Below are 15,917 nucleotides of genomic sequence, written 5' to 3'. Positions count from 1 at the left end.
CTCAGACGCTGACGGTGGTAACTGGCATGGATGAATCTGGGGCGAAGTCCAAGCCACTGGGTTCTTTCCCAGCCATCACCAGCTGTGCACCGAGGGCTGCCACCATGGCGCCATTGTCCGTGCACAGGGAAATTGGCGGGACGTGAAGTGTGATCCCGGCTGAGGCGCACCGCTGGGCTGTGAGTTCACGTAGCCGCGAATTAGCCGCCACGCCACCGCCCAGGAGTAGCGACGTGATGCCGTTTTCGCGGCAGGCCAGCACGGCTTTGGACGTGATGATGTCCACTGCCGCTTCTTGGAAAGAGGCAGCGATGTCAGCCAGAGGCGGTTCCTCACCGTTCGCTTCAAACTGTTCAACGCAACGTGCCACAGCGGTTTTGAGTCCGCTAAATGACCAGTCGTAACGGTGCGGTCCGGGTTCCTCCGCGGTTCCCATGTACTTCGGCTGGCTCAGGCCGCGCGGGAAGCGGATGGCCTTGGGATTTCCCTGTTTAGCCAAAGCGTCAATGGCCGGGCCGCCCGGGTAGTTCAGGCCGAGGATACGGGCCACTTTGTCATAGGCTTCGCCCGCGGCGTCGTCAATGGTGGAGCCTAGAAGTTGCACGTCTTCGGTGAGGCTACCCACCCGTAAGATTTCGGTGTGGCCGCCGGAAACCAAAAGCGCACCGAGGTTTTCTGGCAGTCCCCCAGCGAAGACTTGGTTGTCCAAGAGCCCCACACCAACGTGAGCCACTAGGTGGTTGATGGCGTAGAGCGGTTTGCTTGTGGCCAAGGCGAGGGCTTTGGCTGCACACACCCCCACCATCAGAGCCCCAGCAAGACCTGGGCCGGCCGTTACAGCGATGGCGTCGATTTCGGCCAGTGTTACACCGGCGTCAGCTAGGGCCGCCTCTAGTGTTGGAATAAAAGCGTCCAAGTGCGCGCGTGAGGCTATCTCCGGGATAACACCGCCAAAACGAACGTGCTCTTCCATCGAGGAAGAGACAGTGTTGGTCAGCAGGGTGGTGCCACGAACAATCCCCACACCGGTTTCATCACATGAGGATTCAATTCCCAGAATCAACGGTTGCTCGCGGTTCACTGCTGGGCTCCTTGGTGATTCGTTGACTGCGCCGGTTTGTCCAGCTCAAGGCGCATGATGATGGCGTCCATACCTCCGCGGTAATACTTCTTGCGGATATCAATCTGCTCAAAGCCAAAGCGGGTATATATCGCTTGGGCCCTCGGGTTATCAGCCCGAACTTCCAAAAGAAGATCCTTGGCCCGGCGCGAAATAGCCTCGTTGATCAGCAGCGTCAACAGGCTGGAACCTATACCCTGTCCTTCATATTCACTGGCTACGGCAATGGTCTGAACATCAGCAATGGGTTCAATACACATCAGCCCCGCATAGCCCACCACCACTGAATTAATTTCAGCAACCACATAGTGGCGGGTAGCCGTTTGGGCCAGTTCGTCATAAAACATTTGCAGCGGCCACGCATCGTCGGGAAAAAGCGACTGCTCTAGTGCATCAACGGCCGGGATGTCCTCCACGGTCATGGTGCGCAATAGTGCCGCGCTCACAGCGCACGCTTCCTAGGCCCGGGCACCTGAGCATCGGACTCTCGCAAGTACAAAGGAGCTGTGCTGAGCAATTTTTGCCCTGCTACCAGCCTGGCCATGGCTACTCGTCCCAGAGCCGAGGCGTCAGGTTGCGCGTGATCAAAATCGGCACCAACGTTCAGGACCTCTGAGTACAGCCCGGCTCCGGCGCCGAACACCGGAAGGACTGGCAGCGCAGCGGCTGCTGAAACGTGCGGACCGTCCAGCAGCACCGGCAGTTGACCATCGTTAAGGCCATACCTTGCCCAGTAAACTTCTTTTCGCCGAGCATCCGTTGCCACCAAGAACTCCACTGGTGTGTGCGCAGATTCCGCCACTTCTAGGGCCAGCGCGTCCAAGCTCATCACACCATGAAGCGGCTTGTTCCAGGCATAAGCGAGAGTCCTTGCTGTCGCAATGCCGGAGCGCAAGCCGGTGAATGGGCCCGGCCCCACACCGGTAACTATCGCGTCCAGATCTTCTCCGCTGACGCCGGCTTGAGCCATCATCGTGTGGATTCCGGGGGCTAAAACTTCCGCATGGCTTCTAGTGTCCTCCGTGGAAAAACTGCCCACCACGGCTTCGAGCGCCGAGTCCTCTATCAAGGCGGCACTGGCCACCGCGGAGGTGTCTATCGCCAAAATGAGCATTCTATTCAGGTCCTTCCGCAACGGTGCGCGGGGCTAAAGTTTCGTTGAAGTTCAGTGCCTTGAGGTGTTCTCGGCCGCGGCCGGATTCCCAGCGCGGACCGATGGCTGTGAGCCAAATTTCCCGGGGTTCGTCGTCGTCTTCGGGATCAAAGTCCCACACACGTGGATCCGCAGCCTCGCCACCTCCAGCGCGTTGAAGATGAATTTCCAAACGACTTGCGGCCAAGTGTTCCACCCGATCTTGCCCCCACTCCACCACGGTGACTGCAGAATCCATGGTGTTTTCAAGGTCAATGTCATCAATTTCAGCCGCCGAAGCCAGCCGGTACGCATCTACGTGGACCAAATCTGGACCGCCGGGCCGGGGCCCATCAGCAAGATTGGGATGCACCCGGACCAACACAAAAGTGGGTGAAATGATCCCGGGCCGAACGCCTAGACCTTCGCCAAGTCCTTGAGTGAATGTTGTTTTGCCTGCACCGAGTTCACCGCTGAGAACCAACAAGTCACCGGCTTCGAGGATCGTGCCAAGTTGAGCGGCAAACGCTTGAGTCTGCGCGGACGACGACGAGTGGTAGTGCCGCTGCCAGTTGCCGTCGGTAGTCATAGGATCTTTAGTTGTCAAAGAACTTCTCCACCTGACTGGGTCAGTGCCTGAACCGCCGCCACATCCTCGTGGAGGTACACGCGCGGAACGCGCGGACTAATCCTGGTGACCACCTCATAGTTGATGGTCCCGGCGGCGAGCGCCCAGTCGTCAACGGTTGGTCCGCCGTCGTGCCCTGTACCAAAGAGGACTGCTTCGGCACCTACCAAAGACTCCGTGGCCAATGACTCCGCGGGACGTTCGCCTAGGTCAACCACCATTTGATCCATGGCGATTCGACCCACCACAGAGTGGGTAACGCCGTTGATTCGCACTGGCCCACCTGTTGCTACGCGGGGCACACCGTCCGCATAGCCCAGTGGAACCAAGGCGAGAGTGCTTGCAGCTTGCGTTGCGTAATTCAGCCCGTAGGACACGCCCTGACCGGCCGGAACGTCTTTGCAATTAGCCACCAGCGTCCGCAAGGTCATGGCCGGAATTAAGCCAAGATCTGCTGAGCTGTGGTGCGCAAAAGGGGAAAGCCCGTAGATACCAATGCCCAGTCGAACCATGTCAAAGTGCGCATCTGGGCGCGAAAGTGCCGCTGGAGTGTTCGCCACGTGGCGGACTTCGGGGTCAATTCCGGCGTCCTTGGCCACGGCCACGGCTTCACGGAAACGGGCGAGTTGCTCATCAGTTTCCGGACGGTCAGGCTCATCGGCTACGGCAAGGTGAGTGAAGATTCCCACCACACGCAGGAGTCCTTCGTCTTGGTACTCAACCGCCTCACCGACAAATTCGTCCCACGCTGCTGCGGTGGAACCGTTGCGGCCAAGACCCGTATCAATCTTCAGGTGCACCCGAGCAGGACGTTGCGTCCTGTGTGCGGCTTCAACAATGGGGGCCAACTCCCAGCCCGAAGCGCCGAGGTCAATGCCAGCCTCCAAGGCGGCATCAAAATCACTATCCGGGGTGTGTAACCATGCAAGCAGGGGCGCTTCAATACCCGCCGCGCGCAAGGCGAGCGCCTCGGAAATGTGAGCTGTTCCCAGCCAGTGGGCACCAGCTTCAAGGGCTGCCCTAGCCACCTGAATTGCGCCGTGCCCATAGCCGTCAGCTTTCACCACTGCCATCACCTTGGCTGGCGACACCATTGCAGCTAATCGTGTGACGTTGTGACGGATCGCTGCGAGGTCAATAACGGCCGCCCGCTCGGGTAGCGATGATAGCGGTCCGGTTGAGGCAAGAGAAGTCACTTATCAAGTCTAGTAGGAGCCCGCCGAGCGCGTGTGAAGGAGTAGTGTTTTCTGCAGTGTTCAGCCTAGATTCGAGCCTCTTCAGAAGGGACGCCCATGCCACCGCTGCGCCGCGTCGCCTTCCTCTCGCTGCACACATCACCCTTGGAACAACCTGGTTCCGGGGACGCCGGTGGCATGAACGTCTACGTCCGTTCCCTAGCCGGGGCGCTGGCTGCGCGCGGAACCGAAGTGGAAATTTTTACCCGCGCCACTTACCCGACCCAACCGTTGGTGGAGCATCCTGCACCCGGAGTTTGTGTCCACAATGTCCAGGCCGGACCGCGCCGAAAAATTCCCAAAGAAGACCTGCCTGACTTGGTCAACGCCATGGTCAATGAAATTGATGCGATCAAACTCGCACAACCTCACGGGCATTATGACCTCATCCACGCCCACTACTGGCTCTCTGGAATTGCTGGCCTTGAATTATCCACCCGGTGGGACGTGCCTTTGGTTCACACAATGCACACCATGGCTAAGGTCAAAAATCAGCACTTACATTCTGGCGAGGCGGCGGAACCCAAACTGCGCGAGCTAGGTGAGCAGCGCATTGTTGACGCCGCTGCACGCCTGATCGCCAACACCACCGCTGAGGCCAGCGAGCTGCAAACGCACTACAACGCCCGGCCCGAACGGATCGATGTGGTCTCCCCCGGCGTTGACTTGGATGTGTTTAAGCCAGCCTTCCGCGCCCAGTCGCGGGCCGCCGTCGGAATCCCCTCCAATGATTTTCATGTGGTGTTCGCTGGACGAATGCAACGCCTCAAAGGCCCACATGTGCTGCTTGCCGCGGCTGGATTACTGCGTGAAACGCGGCCGGGTATTCCTTTGCGCTTGTCCCTGATTGGTGCACACAGCGGCGCCCGTCATTACGATCTTGACGTCATTGCCAAGCGCCACAACGTGCTCGACGCCGTCACTTTTGTCCCGCCGGTTCCGCGCCAAGAGCTGGCCGATTGGTTCCGTGCGGCGGACTTGGTGGCGATGCCGTCATTTAGTGAGTCCTTTGGTTTGGTGGCCTTGGAGGCGCAAGCGTGTGGCACGCCGGTGATTGCTACCCGAGTCGGTGGGCTGAGCAACGCTGTCTGCGACGGCCGGACAGGACTATTGGTGGACGGGCACCAGCCGGCGGCGTGGGCGCAAGCCATGGAGGCGTTATACGACGACGAGCAAACGCGCGGGGATTTGGGGCGCGCTGCTTCCTTGTACGCACAGTCCTTTGGGTGGCAGCATTCAGCGGCTAGCGTGGAGCACAGTTATAGTGCCGCTTTGAGCCAGTGGAGATCGTTCCCCTAGCCGCGGCACCGAACTTCGATGACCCCAACACCGAGGACCTCGACACCAAAGACAAGGACGTCTGAAGTGCTCAACGATCTGCAAATCGCCCAGGCCGCCACCATCAGGCCTATCCAAGAGATCGCCCAAGAGGCAGGTATTAACCTGGATGCGCTAGAACTGTACGGTCCGCATAAAGCCAAGATAAATCCCGCCCAGCTAACCCCTTCAACGGACCGGGCAGGCAAACGCGGCAAGGTAGTCCTGGTCTCTGCCATGTCTCCCACACCGGCTGGTGAAGGTAAATCGACCATCACGGTGGGATTGGCTGATTCGCTCGCCAAAGCGGGGCACAAAACCATGATCGCTCTTCGCGAGCCATCGCTTGGGCCAATCTTGGGGATGAAAGGCGGCGCTACCGGTGGCGGATATTCCCAAGTGCTGCCCATGGACCAGATCAACCTGCATTTCACGGGCGACTTTCATGCGATCACTGCGGCCAATAATGCGCTGATGGCACTCGTGGACAACCACATCTACCAGGGCAATGAGCTGGGCATCGATCCGCGCAGGATGACCTTCAAACGGGTGCTGGACATCAACGATCGCACGCTTCGGGAGGTAGTGATTGGGTTGGGCGGACCCACCCAGGGTGTGCCTCGTCAAGACGGTTTTGATATCACTGCTTCCTCAGAAATTATGGCGGTCTTTTGTTTGGCTGAAAGTCTTGAAGACTTGAAGGCACGCTTGGGCCGGATCACTTTTGGTTACCGCTATGACCGGACACCAGTGACAGTGGCTGACCTTGGTGTGGAAGGCGCCCTTGCCATGCTTTTACGCGAGGCCATCAAACCGAATCTAGTCCAGACTATTGCTGGCACACCCGCACTTGTTCATGGCGGGCCTTTCGCTAACATCGCCCATGGTTGCAACTCGGTCATCGCCACCACCACGGCCCGCGCTTTGGCGGACGTTGTGGTCACTGAGGCGGGTTTCGGCGCCGACTTGGGTGCTGAAAAGTACATGGACATCAAGTCAAGATTCGCTGAAGTGGCGCCATCCGCCGTCGTTATTGTGGCAACCATCCGGGCCCTGAAAATGCACGCCGGCGTGCCCGCAGAAAAGCTTTCCGTGCCCGACGTCGAGGCGCTGAGTTTCGGTGTTGCAAACCTCAAGCGGCACGTGCGAAACGTCGAGAAGTTTGGTGTGCACCCTGTAGTGGCGATCAACAAGTTCAGCAACGACTCCCCTGAGGAACTCGAGTGGCTGCTGGATTGGTGCGCTGCGGAGGGGATCGAAGCTGCCGTCGCCGACGTTTGGGGCGAGGGCGGCGGCCGTGATGGCGGTGACGAGCTGGCTGTCAAAGTCCTGGCCGCTTTAGACCGGGAATCTGACTTTCAACACTTGTACCCGCTTGATCTTCCTGTGGAGGAGAAAATCCGGAGGATCGTTCAGGAAATATATGGCGCCAAAGACGTGGAATTCTCTGTCCCCGCACTACTTCGGCTCGCGGAAATTGAGCGCAACGGCTGGGGCAACATGCCGGTTTGTATGGCCAAAACGCAGTATTCCTTCAGCGACGACCCTGCCAAGCTGGGGTCTCCGTCCGGATTTACCGTGCACGTGCGTGACCTCATCCCCAAAACCGGGGCAGGCTTTATTGTGGTCCTCACCGGTGCAGTGATGACCATGCCCGGTCTGCCCAAGGCCCCTGCCGCGATGCGGATGGATGTCTCCGCCGACGGCACTATCACCGGCCTCTTTTAAACGCCAACACGGGGTCACTTACGGCCTCTCCCAGACGGGATTATGGGCCGTAAGTGACCCCGCGTTGCGCTAAACAGTACGGGTCAGAGGCGGGTTTAGCGCTCGATATCTCCGCGAATAAATGCTTCAACCTTTTCGCGGGCCAGGTCATCGTTGAACTGCTCTGGCGGGGACTTCATAAAGTAGCTGGATGCCGAGGTCAACGGTCCACCGATGCCGCGGTCCAAACCGATTTTGGCTGCACGAATGGCGTCGATGATCACACCAGCAGAGTTGGGTGAGTCCCATACTTCGAGCTTGTATTCAATGGACACCGGTGCGTCACCGAAGTTGCGGCCTTCGATGCGGACAAAGGCCCACTTGCGGTCGTCCAACCAGGCAACGTAGTCGGACGGACCAATGTGCACGTCGTCTGCGTGAAGCTCGGCCTCAATGTTGGAGGTCACAGCCTGTGTCTTGGAAATCTTTTTGGACATCAGACGATCACGCTCAAGCATGTTCTTGAAGTCCATGTTGCCACCGACGTTCAACTGGTACGTACGGTCCAGTGTCACACCGCGGTCTTCGAACAACTTGGCCATAACGCGGTGCGTGATGGTTGCACCAATCTGGCTCTTGATGTCGTCACCAACAATCGGGACACCGGCTTCGGTGAACTTGTCGGCCCATTCTTTGGTGCCAGCAATAAATACCGGAAGGGCGTTAACGAAGGCCACACCAGCGTCAATAGCACACTGTGCGTAGAACTTTGCGGCCTGTTCAGATCCAACGGGCAAGTAGCAAACCAAAACGTCAGCTTTGGCTTCGCGCAGGGCAGCGACGATGTCTACTGGCTCGTCCGGGGCTTCAACGATGGTTTCGCGGTAGTACTTACCAAGGCCATCGAGGGTGTGGCCACGCTGAACGGTGACACCAGATGCAGGGACATCAGCAATTTTGATGGTGTTGTTTTCGCTCGCACCAATGGCGTCGGCCAAGTCGAGGCCAACCTTTTTGCTGTCAACATCAAATGCGGCAACAAACTGCACATCGTTAACGTGGTACTTACCAAACTCAACGTGCATCAAACCCGGAATGGTGCCTTGGGGATCAGCATCTTTGTAGTACTCAACACCCTGGACCAAAGAGGCGGCGCAGTTTCCTACACCAACGAGTGCAACACGAATCGGATTTGAAGACACGGAACTCCTTATTTACTCACCACACCGCCTGCGAACCGGTCGAAATGTACGACGGCTTGGCGGCCCACGTGCCAAAACGGCACCGTAGCAGTCTACCGAAGTATTGAACGCGTCCGGGAGCTACTTTTGTTCCCGGACGCGCTCCTCAATTCCTATAGACAGTTACTATACGGCCTTCGACAGGGTGTTGATCGCTTCAAGCTCGGCAGTTGAGAATTCCAAGTTATTAACTGCTGCGAGGTTGTTTTCAAGCTGCTCAACGCTTGAAGCACCAATGAGTGCCGAGGTGATGGATGCCGAACCTTCGGGCTGTTCGCGCAGGATCCAAGAAAGGGCCATTTGGGCCAGCGACTGACTACGCTTTTGCGCCAGCTCGTTGAGCCCCCGAACGGCATCCATTTTGGCTTCGGTGAGTTGGCTTTCCTTGAGGAAGTGCCCCAGCGCGGCCCGTGAGTCGGACGGCACACCCTTGAGGTACCTGTCGGTGAGAACGCCCTGGGCAAGCGGCGAGTAGGCGATTGAGCCAACGCCTTCTTGGTCAAGAACTTGCAGCAGGCTGGGCTCGCCCTCCTCTACCCAACGGGAGAAGATGTTGTAGTTCGGCTGATTGATCAACAACGGTGTGCCCAATTCACGAAGGATCTTGACCGCCTGGACTGTCTGTTCCGCCGAGTAGTTTGAGATTCCGACGTAGAGGGCCTTGCCGGAGCGGACAGCCGAGTCGAGGGCACCCATGGTTTCTTCGAGCGGGGTCTCTGGGTCAAAGCGATGGCTGTAGAAGACGTCAACGTAGTCCAAACCCATACGGCCCAAGGACTGATCCAAGCTCGAGAGCAGGTTCTTCCGGGATCCCCACTCCCCGTACGGACCGTTCCACATGTGGTAGCCGGCTTTGGTGGAGATGATGAGCTCGTCGCGGTACGGGCGGAAGTCGTCGGCAAGGTGACGCCCAAAGTTTGTTTCCGCTGAGCCAGCGGGCGGGCCGTAGTTGTTGGCGAGGTCAAAGTGGGTCACGCCGAGGTCGAAGGCACGGCGCAAGACGTCGCGCTGGACGTCGAAGCGTTTGTCGTCACCGAAGTTGTGCCATAGGCCGAGCGACACTGCTGGCAATTTGAGTCCGCTGTGGCCTAGCCGACGGTAAGGCATGGAGTCGTAGCGGGTTTCCGCTGCAGAATAAGTCATACAGCTATCCTGCCAGTCGAAGCACGGCCGCGGTGAACGGCGGCACAGAAACGTCATTTTCTCCGCTCACCACACCGTCTTGGGTCGCGAGCAAGAGGATCCCTTTGTCTGACTCGTTGTCTGTGGGGAGTCGCAGCGTCTCCGCGGAAAAGTTCAGCACCACCCGCACCGGACCGCGTTCGAACCACAACCAGCGTGCGCCGTCGTCGTAATCAACTGTGGTGTGTTCGAAGCCTAGTTGCCACAGCTCAGGATTCTCACGGCGGAGCGCAATGAGTCCGCGATATAGCTCCGAGAGGCGCGCGTGGTCGCCGTCGGCGATGGCTTGGGCCCAATCCAATTTGGAGCGGAGGAAGGTTTGGGGGTCTTGCGGATCGGGCACGACGGCGGGGTCCCAGCCCATGCGTTCAAACTCGCGAATGCGTCCTTCCGCCGTTGCGCGGCCGAGTTCCGGTTCGGGGTGGGAGGTGAAGAACTGCCAAGGGGTGGTGGCGCCGAACTCTTCACCCATAAAAAGCATGGGTGTAAACGGTGAGGTGAGGGTCAGCACTGCGGCGAGGGCTAGCCGCGGGTAGGCAAGTGATTGCGCCAGCCTGTCCCCCGTAGCTCGGTTGCCGATCTGGTCATGGTTCTGGTTGCAGACCACCAGCGCTGCCGGGTGTGCCAGCGCTGGGTTTATGGGCCGCCCATGGTGCCGGAAGCGGAAGCTTGAGTAGCTGCCGTCATGAAAGAAGCCGCCCTTGAGAACCTTGGCGAGCACCTCGACGGAGTCGAAGTCGGCGTAGTAGCCGGTGGTTTCTCCACTGACGGTGACGTGGACTGCGTGGTGGAAGTCGTCGCTCCATTGGCCCGTGAGTCCAAAGCCGTTTGCGGCGCGTGGGTAGAGCAGGCGCGGGTCGTTGAGGTCCGATTCGGCGATCATTGTCCGTTCGATCCCAGTCTCGGCAGCAATGGTGGCCCCAAGTTCGCCGAATTCTTCGAGGAGTGTGATGGCACGTTCGTCCTTGAAGGCGTGGACTGCATCGAGCCGGAGCCCGTCCACGTGGTAGTCGCGCAGCCACATTGCGGCGTTGTCCAGGATGTAGCGGCGCACCTCGTCAGAACCTGGCCCGTCGAGATTAACCGAGTCGCCCCAGGTGTTGCCTTCGCCGGATTTCAGGTACGGGCCATAGACGGGAAGATAGTTGCCACTGGGCCCGAGGTGGTTGTAGACCACATCTTGAATGACGCCCACCCCGGCTGCATGGGCCGCGTCCACAAAGCGTTGGTAGGCAGCCGGTCCGCCGTATTCTTCCTGCACGGCGAACCACAGCACACCGTCATAACCCCAATTGTGGGTTCCGTTGAACGCGTTGACGGGCAGGAGTTCCACGAAGTCGATGCCGAGCCCGGCCAGGTAATCGAGGCGCGTGGCTGCTGCTTCGAGGGTCCCTTCAGGGGTAAACGTGCCCACGTGGAGTTCGTAAATCACTGAGCCGGCGAGCGCCTTGCCACGCCAAGCGGCGTCTCGCCAGTTGTGCGCTCCCGAGTCGAAGGTGCGCGACAGGTTATGTACACCTGCCGGTTGGCGGCGAGAACGTGGGTCTGGCAGTGGCGTCTGGGCGTTTGCGTCCGGCAGATAGCCGTAATCAGCCTCGCCATCTTTAGGTGCATCAGGCGCTGTCCACCATCCACCCGCTGCCGCCGTCATAGCGTATTTGGCGCCGTCGGCTACCAGGACCGGTGCCTGAAGCTTCGGTGCCCAAAGATCGAATCGTTTGTTGCCTGTCACAGCAGCTCCAGTCGTAGTGTTCCCAGTCACGGTGCTTGCAGTCATAGTGCCTCCTATGATTCGTCAGCAGGAATCAGCAGTGCCACCGGGTAGATACGCAAAATACCCCCCACTTCAACGCTGCCTGGCCCGTGCGTCACGCCGGTCAGTTCATCCCGCATCGCCACCGGCAGTTCGACGGCGGTGTCTCGCCAACCGCCGTCGGCCTCCAAACCGTACGGCAAGCGAGTGGCGAGAGTCATAGCGCCAACACTCTCCTCACTACTGCCCCGACCGAAGGCGATCAGATGCTTCGCTGCCGGGCCAGTAGCCGTCAGCGGCCAGTACCCGGCGAACAGCTCAGGCCGGTCGCGGCGCAAGCGGAGTGCACGGGAAGTGACAAGGAGCTTTGCTGACTCTTCCACAAACGAAGCCGGGAGCACGCCGTCGTCGAGATCTGCCAATAGCGCAGCACGGCGTGCAAAGTCCACACTGCGGCGGTTGTCCGGATCAGCGAGTGAACGGTCCCAGAATTCGGTGCCCTGGTACACGTCCGGAACACCCGGCATGGTGAGTTGCACGAGTTTGGCAGAGAGCGCGTTCGAAGCCCCGTGCGGCTGAATACGCGCCACAAAACCAGTCAGTTCGCTCCGCACTTCTGGATCGTCAAAAACAGCGTCTACGGCGGCGAGAAGCTTGGCTTCAAACTCTTCATCTGGGTCCGTCCACGTGGTGGAACTGCCCGCTTCGCGTGCAGCTTTTTCTGCGTACGCGCGCAGACGTTCGCGCCCTGCCGGCCAGGCACCGGCAATGGCTTGCCACAACAGTGCAGCGAGTGGACCGTCAGGCAGCGGAGCCAGCGAGCGCAAACGAGTCAGCGTGGCTGACCACTCAGGAACCATCTCAGAAATCACCGAAATACGTGCCCGAGTGTCTTCGCTGCGTTTAGTGTCATGAGTGGTCAGCGTGGTCATGGACAGGGGAATATGCTGTTGGCGCGCTGCCATCCGCGAGTGAAATTCCTCGGGGGCCAAGGCGAACTCTGTAGGGTCTGCGCCAACCTCCGTAAGGGTCCCTAGACGGGTGTAACGGTAGAACGCGGTGTCCTCGACGCCCTTGGCCATCACCATGCCGGACGTTTGCTGGAAACGCCGCCCCAGTTCCGATTCCACATCCTCCAAGAGGGGCAGAAGCGAGGTGATGGAGTCTGCCAGTTCTGGCTTGTTTTCGGCTGCGGAAACCACTGCATCTTTGAGGACGGCAGCGCCTTCGGGCAGGTACGTACGGTACACAGGGAAGTTAGCGATGATTTCGGCGAGCGCCTCGCTTGCTTGTGTCTTAGCTAGGCCAGCAGATTCGGGCACCAAACGCGCCAGACGCAATATCTCCGAATGAAGGATCCCGTCTTCCATGTCTCGTTTGGTGCCGTGGATCATGTCTTCGTAGTCGGCTGCACGGCCGGAGCGGAGCCTTGTATCCAACCGTGAGAGCGGAGTTTTCCCAGCTGGATCAACAAAGAGCCTGTCTACGTCCGCCAAGGCGTCGTATCCGGTGGTTCCCTCACATTCAAAGTCAGCGGGAAGGTGCTCACCGGGTTCGAGGATTTTCTCCACCAGAATGTACGCGCCTCCGCTGGCTTCTTTGAGACGGTGCAGGTACCCCACCGGATCAGCCAGGCCATCCGGATGGTCAATACGCAACCCGTCAACCAGTCCTTCACGAACCCAACGCAGAATCTCCGCGTGGGACTCGTCAAAGACCCACGGAATTTCAACCCGAATCCCGGCGAGGGTGTTCACCGCGAAGAAGCGCCGGTAATTCAGCTCATTGTCCGCCCGGCGCCAGTCCACCAGCTCGTAGTGCTGGCGGCCGAGAACCTTTTGCGGGTCATCGCCTTCATGCCAGCTACCCTCGGCAAGCGGGAAACGGTGTCCGTAGTAGTGGAGCTCCCCTGCATAGATCTCGAGTTTGTCCAGATCGTCGTCGCTACCGAGGACCGGTATCCGAATTTTTCCGCCGGCAAAGTCCCAGTCGACGTCGAACGCTTCGGCGTAGCGTGACTGCTGGCCCTCCTTGAGGAGCGAATACCACCACGGATTCTGCGCCGGAGAAGCCACCCCCATGTGGTTAGGGACAATGTCCACAAGGATCCCCAAGCCGGCGTCGCGCGCGGCAGCCGCCACTGCAGCCAACCCTTCGGGGCCGCCGCGGGCGATGTCCACGGAGGAAGGATCAGTGACGTCATAGCCGTGGTCCGATCCGCGTTCAGCGGTCAGCAGGGGCGAGAGGTACAGCCAGTCCACCCCCAACGAAGCCAGATACGGGACAATTCCTGCAGCGTTCTGCAGAGTGAATCCTGGGCGGATCTGGAGCCGGTAGGTGGAGGCTGGAACTCTCATGCCCCGGTGTCTCCTTCTTCGTCGTTCGCCGCGGCGTTGGACAGTGCTGCTAGTGATGCCGCCACCGTGTGGCCGGCTTCGGACACGGGCTCGGTGTGAGCTCGAAGGACCACCATGGCTTTGGCATGAACCGGGACCTTAGCTCCGGCGGCAACGGGCCCGGAGTCAGCTCCCTCACCCGCCGTGTCGATGACCATGTCCCACTCTGATGCGTATTCGTCCGCAGGGATGGTGAATTCAACGGTGTCGTCATGGGCGTTGAAAAAGAGCAGGAAGTTCACGTCCGTAATTCGACGTCCCCGTGAATCGCGGCCATGAATGCCGTCCCCGTTGAGGAAAACGCCTACGGAACGGCCAAAGCCACTATCCCAGTCCTCGGGTTTCATGGGACTGGCATCAACGTCCAGCCAGACAATGTCCGGCAAAGGTTCGCCTTCACCACGGGACACGGGCCGGCCATCAAAGAAGCGGCTACGGCGGAATGTGGGGTGCTTAGCGCGGAGCGTGGTAACTGCTGCGGTAAATTCCACGAGCGGTTGGTCCTGAGTTTCCCAGTTGATCCAGGTCAGTTCTGAGTCTTGGCAGTAACCGTTGTTGTTTCCCTGTTGGGTGCGGCCCAACTCATCACCGTGCAACACCATGGGCACACCCTGCGAGAGCAAAGTGGTGGCTAAGAAGTTGCGTTGTTGGCGAGCTCGCAGCGCAAGGACGGCAGGGTCCTCAGTAGGCCCCTCCGCTCCGCAGTTCCACGAACGGTTGTGGGATTCGCCGTCGTTATTTCCCTCGCCGTTGGCTTCATTGTGTTTCTCGTTATAGGAAACTAGGTCAGCAAGCGTAAACCCATCGTGGGCGGTGACGAAGTTGATCGAGGCGACGGGACGGCGGCCGGAGTGCTCGTAGAGGTCAGCCGAACCGGTGATACGGGAGGCAAATTCGCCCAGTGTGGACGGTTCTCCCCGCCAGAAGTCGCGGACAGTGTCGCGGTATTTGCCGTTCCATTCCGTCCATTGCGGCGGGAAGTTACCCACTTGGTAACCGCCGGGGCCAACGTCCCACGGTTCGGCAATGAGCTTGACCTGAGAAACTACCGGGTCCTGCTGGATGAGTTCAAAGAAGGTGGAGAGTTTGTCCACATCGTAGAACTCGCGGGCCAAAGTGGAGGCCAGGTCAAAGCGGAAACCGTCCACGTGCATCTCGGTGACCCAGTAGCGCAGCGAGTCCATCAAGAGTTGCAAGGAGTGCGGCTGGCGGACGTTGAGGGAGTTACCGGTGCCCGTGTAGTCCATGTAGTACTGCTTGTCTTCATCGGTCAGCCGGTAGTACGCGGCGTTATCGATGCCTTTGAAGGACAGCGTGGGGCCAAGGTGGTTTCCCTCGGCGGTGTGGTTGTAGACCACGTCCAAGATGACTTCGATGCCGGCCTTATGCAGGGAGCGCACCATGGCTTTGAAGTCCTGAACCTGCTGGCCGGTGTCCCCCGTGGAGCTGTAGCTGTTGTGCGGGGCAAAGAAACCGATGGTGTTGTACCCCCAGTAGTTACTCAGCCCCTTGTCCTGAAGGGTGCCGTCATTGACGAACTGGTGAACCGGCATCAGCTCAATTGCTGTGATCCCCAGCTTCTGCAAGTGCGCGATCACCGAGGGGTGAGCCACACCAGCGTAGGTTCCACGTTGATCCTCGGGAACCTCAGGGTGCAATTGGGTGAGGCCCTTCACATGAGCCTCGTAAATTACTGACTTGTGGTACGGAATGCGGAGCTGCTGGTCCCCTGACCATTCGAAGAACGGGTTGATCACCACACCGAGCATCATGTGCGGTGCCGAGTCGGCATCGTTCCGTGAACTCGGGTCTCCCAAGTTGTAAGAAAACAGTGCCGGGTCCCAGTCAATCTGACCGTGAACGGCTTTCGCGTAGGGGTCCAGGAGCAGCTTGTTGGCGTTGAACCGGTTTCCCGAGGCGGGATCGTAGGGGCCGTGGACGCGGTAGCCGTACAGTTGCCCGGGCTGGACCTGCGGGAGGTAGCAGTGCCATACGTAGCCGTCCACTTCACGCAATTCGATCCGTTCTTCGGACCCATCTGCCGCGATCAGGCACAGCTCTACTTTCTCGGCGTGCTCACTAAACAAGGCAAAGTTGGTGCCGGTTCCGTCAAAGGTGGCTCCCAGCGGATATGCCGTTCCGGGCCAGATTTCCATTTTTGCTCCCTTGTTGTTTAACCGCAGCGTTGATAAATCATGACCCCGCC

The 15,917-nt window shown here is 59.2% G+C and carries 12 protein-coding genes; 2 read left to right on the top strand and 10 right to left on the bottom strand.

What is annotated here, in order from left to right; translation table 11 throughout:
• Position 1: 1 nt before the first annotated feature.
• From tsaD to alr, 5 genes are read right to left on the bottom strand one after another with little or no spacing between them, the layout of a single operon-like run.
• Positions 2 to 1,081, bottom strand: a complete 1,080-nt coding sequence (tsaD, locus tag ACQR35_RS02420) for a tRNA (adenosine(37)-N6)-threonylcarbamoyltransferase complex transferase subunit TsaD (RefSeq protein WP_430266419.1) — start codon at positions 1,079 to 1,081, stop codon at positions 2 to 4.
• Positions 1,078 to 1,542 (bottom strand): ribosomal protein S18-alanine N-acetyltransferase, encoded by a 465-nt coding sequence (rimI, locus tag ACQR35_RS02415; protein ID WP_430269248.1) that lies wholly within the window; start codon positions 1,540 to 1,542, stop codon positions 1,078 to 1,080. Before rimI ends, tsaD begins: the two co-directional genes overlap by 4 nt.
• A 20-nt stretch (positions 1,543 to 1,562) precedes the next feature.
• Positions 1,563 to 2,234 carry a tRNA (adenosine(37)-N6)-threonylcarbamoyltransferase complex dimerization subunit type 1 TsaB gene (gene tsaB / locus ACQR35_RS02410; RefSeq protein ID WP_430269093.1) on the bottom strand — a complete coding sequence of 224 codons (672 nt, stop codon included), beginning with the start codon at positions 2,232 to 2,234 and terminating at the stop codon, positions 1,563 to 1,565.
• A gap of 1 nt (position 2,235) precedes the next feature.
• A complete protein-coding gene (gene tsaE / locus ACQR35_RS02405) occupies positions 2,236 to 2,841 on the bottom strand; it encodes a tRNA (adenosine(37)-N6)-threonylcarbamoyltransferase complex ATPase subunit type 1 TsaE (RefSeq protein WP_430269247.1) in 606 nt (201 codons plus the stop codon).
• Positions 2,842 to 2,855: 14 nt separating this feature from the next.
• Positions 2,856 to 4,076 carry an alanine racemase gene (gene alr, locus ACQR35_RS02400; protein WP_430266417.1) on the bottom strand — a complete coding sequence of 407 codons (1,221 nt, stop codon included), beginning with the start codon at positions 4,074 to 4,076 and terminating at the stop codon, positions 2,856 to 2,858.
• A 96-nt stretch (positions 4,077 to 4,172) separates the two neighbouring features.
• On the opposite strand from alr, the gene mshA reads away from it, so the two are divergent.
• Positions 4,173 to 5,414 carry a D-inositol-3-phosphate glycosyltransferase gene (gene mshA / locus ACQR35_RS02395; RefSeq protein WP_430269092.1) on the top strand — a complete coding sequence of 414 codons (1,242 nt, stop codon included), beginning with the start codon at positions 4,173 to 4,175 and terminating at the stop codon, positions 5,412 to 5,414.
• A gap of 18 nt (positions 5,415 to 5,432) precedes the next feature.
• The gene (locus ACQR35_RS02390) at positions 5,433 to 7,160 is read left to right on the top strand and encodes a formate--tetrahydrofolate ligase (protein ID WP_430266415.1); all 1,728 of its coding nucleotides are present in this window, start codon (positions 5,433 to 5,435) and stop codon (positions 7,158 to 7,160) included.
• Between the two features lie 95 nt (positions 7,161 to 7,255).
• Here the strand turns inward: ACQR35_RS02390 and ACQR35_RS02385 are convergent, their stop codons facing one another.
• The 5 genes from ACQR35_RS02385 to glgX all read right to left on the bottom strand — a co-directional run bounded on the left by ACQR35_RS02385 (position 7,256) and on the right by glgX (position 15,867).
• Positions 7,256 to 8,341 carry an inositol-3-phosphate synthase gene (locus ACQR35_RS02385; protein WP_430266414.1) on the bottom strand — a complete coding sequence of 362 codons (1,086 nt, stop codon included), beginning with the start codon at positions 8,339 to 8,341 and terminating at the stop codon, positions 7,256 to 7,258.
• A 165-nt stretch (positions 8,342 to 8,506) separates the two neighbouring features.
• Entirely contained in the window at positions 8,507 to 9,523 is a 1,017-nt protein-coding gene (mgrA, locus tag ACQR35_RS02380) for an L-glyceraldehyde 3-phosphate reductase (RefSeq protein WP_430266413.1), read from the bottom strand.
• Between the two features lie 4 nt (positions 9,524 to 9,527).
• Positions 9,528 to 11,339, bottom strand: coding sequence for a malto-oligosyltrehalose trehalohydrolase (gene treZ / locus ACQR35_RS02375; protein ID WP_430266412.1), 1,812 nt, complete (start codon positions 11,337 to 11,339; stop codon positions 9,528 to 9,530).
• Positions 11,340 to 11,347: 8 nt separating this feature from the next.
• Positions 11,348 to 13,672 carry a malto-oligosyltrehalose synthase gene (treY, locus tag ACQR35_RS02370; protein ID WP_430266411.1) on the bottom strand — a complete coding sequence of 775 codons (2,325 nt, stop codon included), beginning with the start codon at positions 13,670 to 13,672 and terminating at the stop codon, positions 11,348 to 11,350.
• Entirely contained in the window at positions 13,669 to 15,867 is a 2,199-nt protein-coding gene (gene glgX / locus ACQR35_RS02365; RefSeq protein WP_430266410.1) for a glycogen debranching protein GlgX, read from the bottom strand. The genes treY and glgX overlap by 4 nt, the downstream gene beginning before the upstream one ends.
• Positions 15,868 to 15,917 lie beyond the last annotated feature (50 nt).

The organism is Pseudarthrobacter sp. J1738 (assembly GCF_050490315.1).
Taxonomy (GTDB): Bacteria; Actinomycetota; Actinomycetes; order Actinomycetales; family Micrococcaceae; genus JBNPEO01.
The sequence above is the reverse complement of the archived record's forward strand: the minus strand, read 5'-3'. Positions and strand labels throughout refer to the sequence as shown.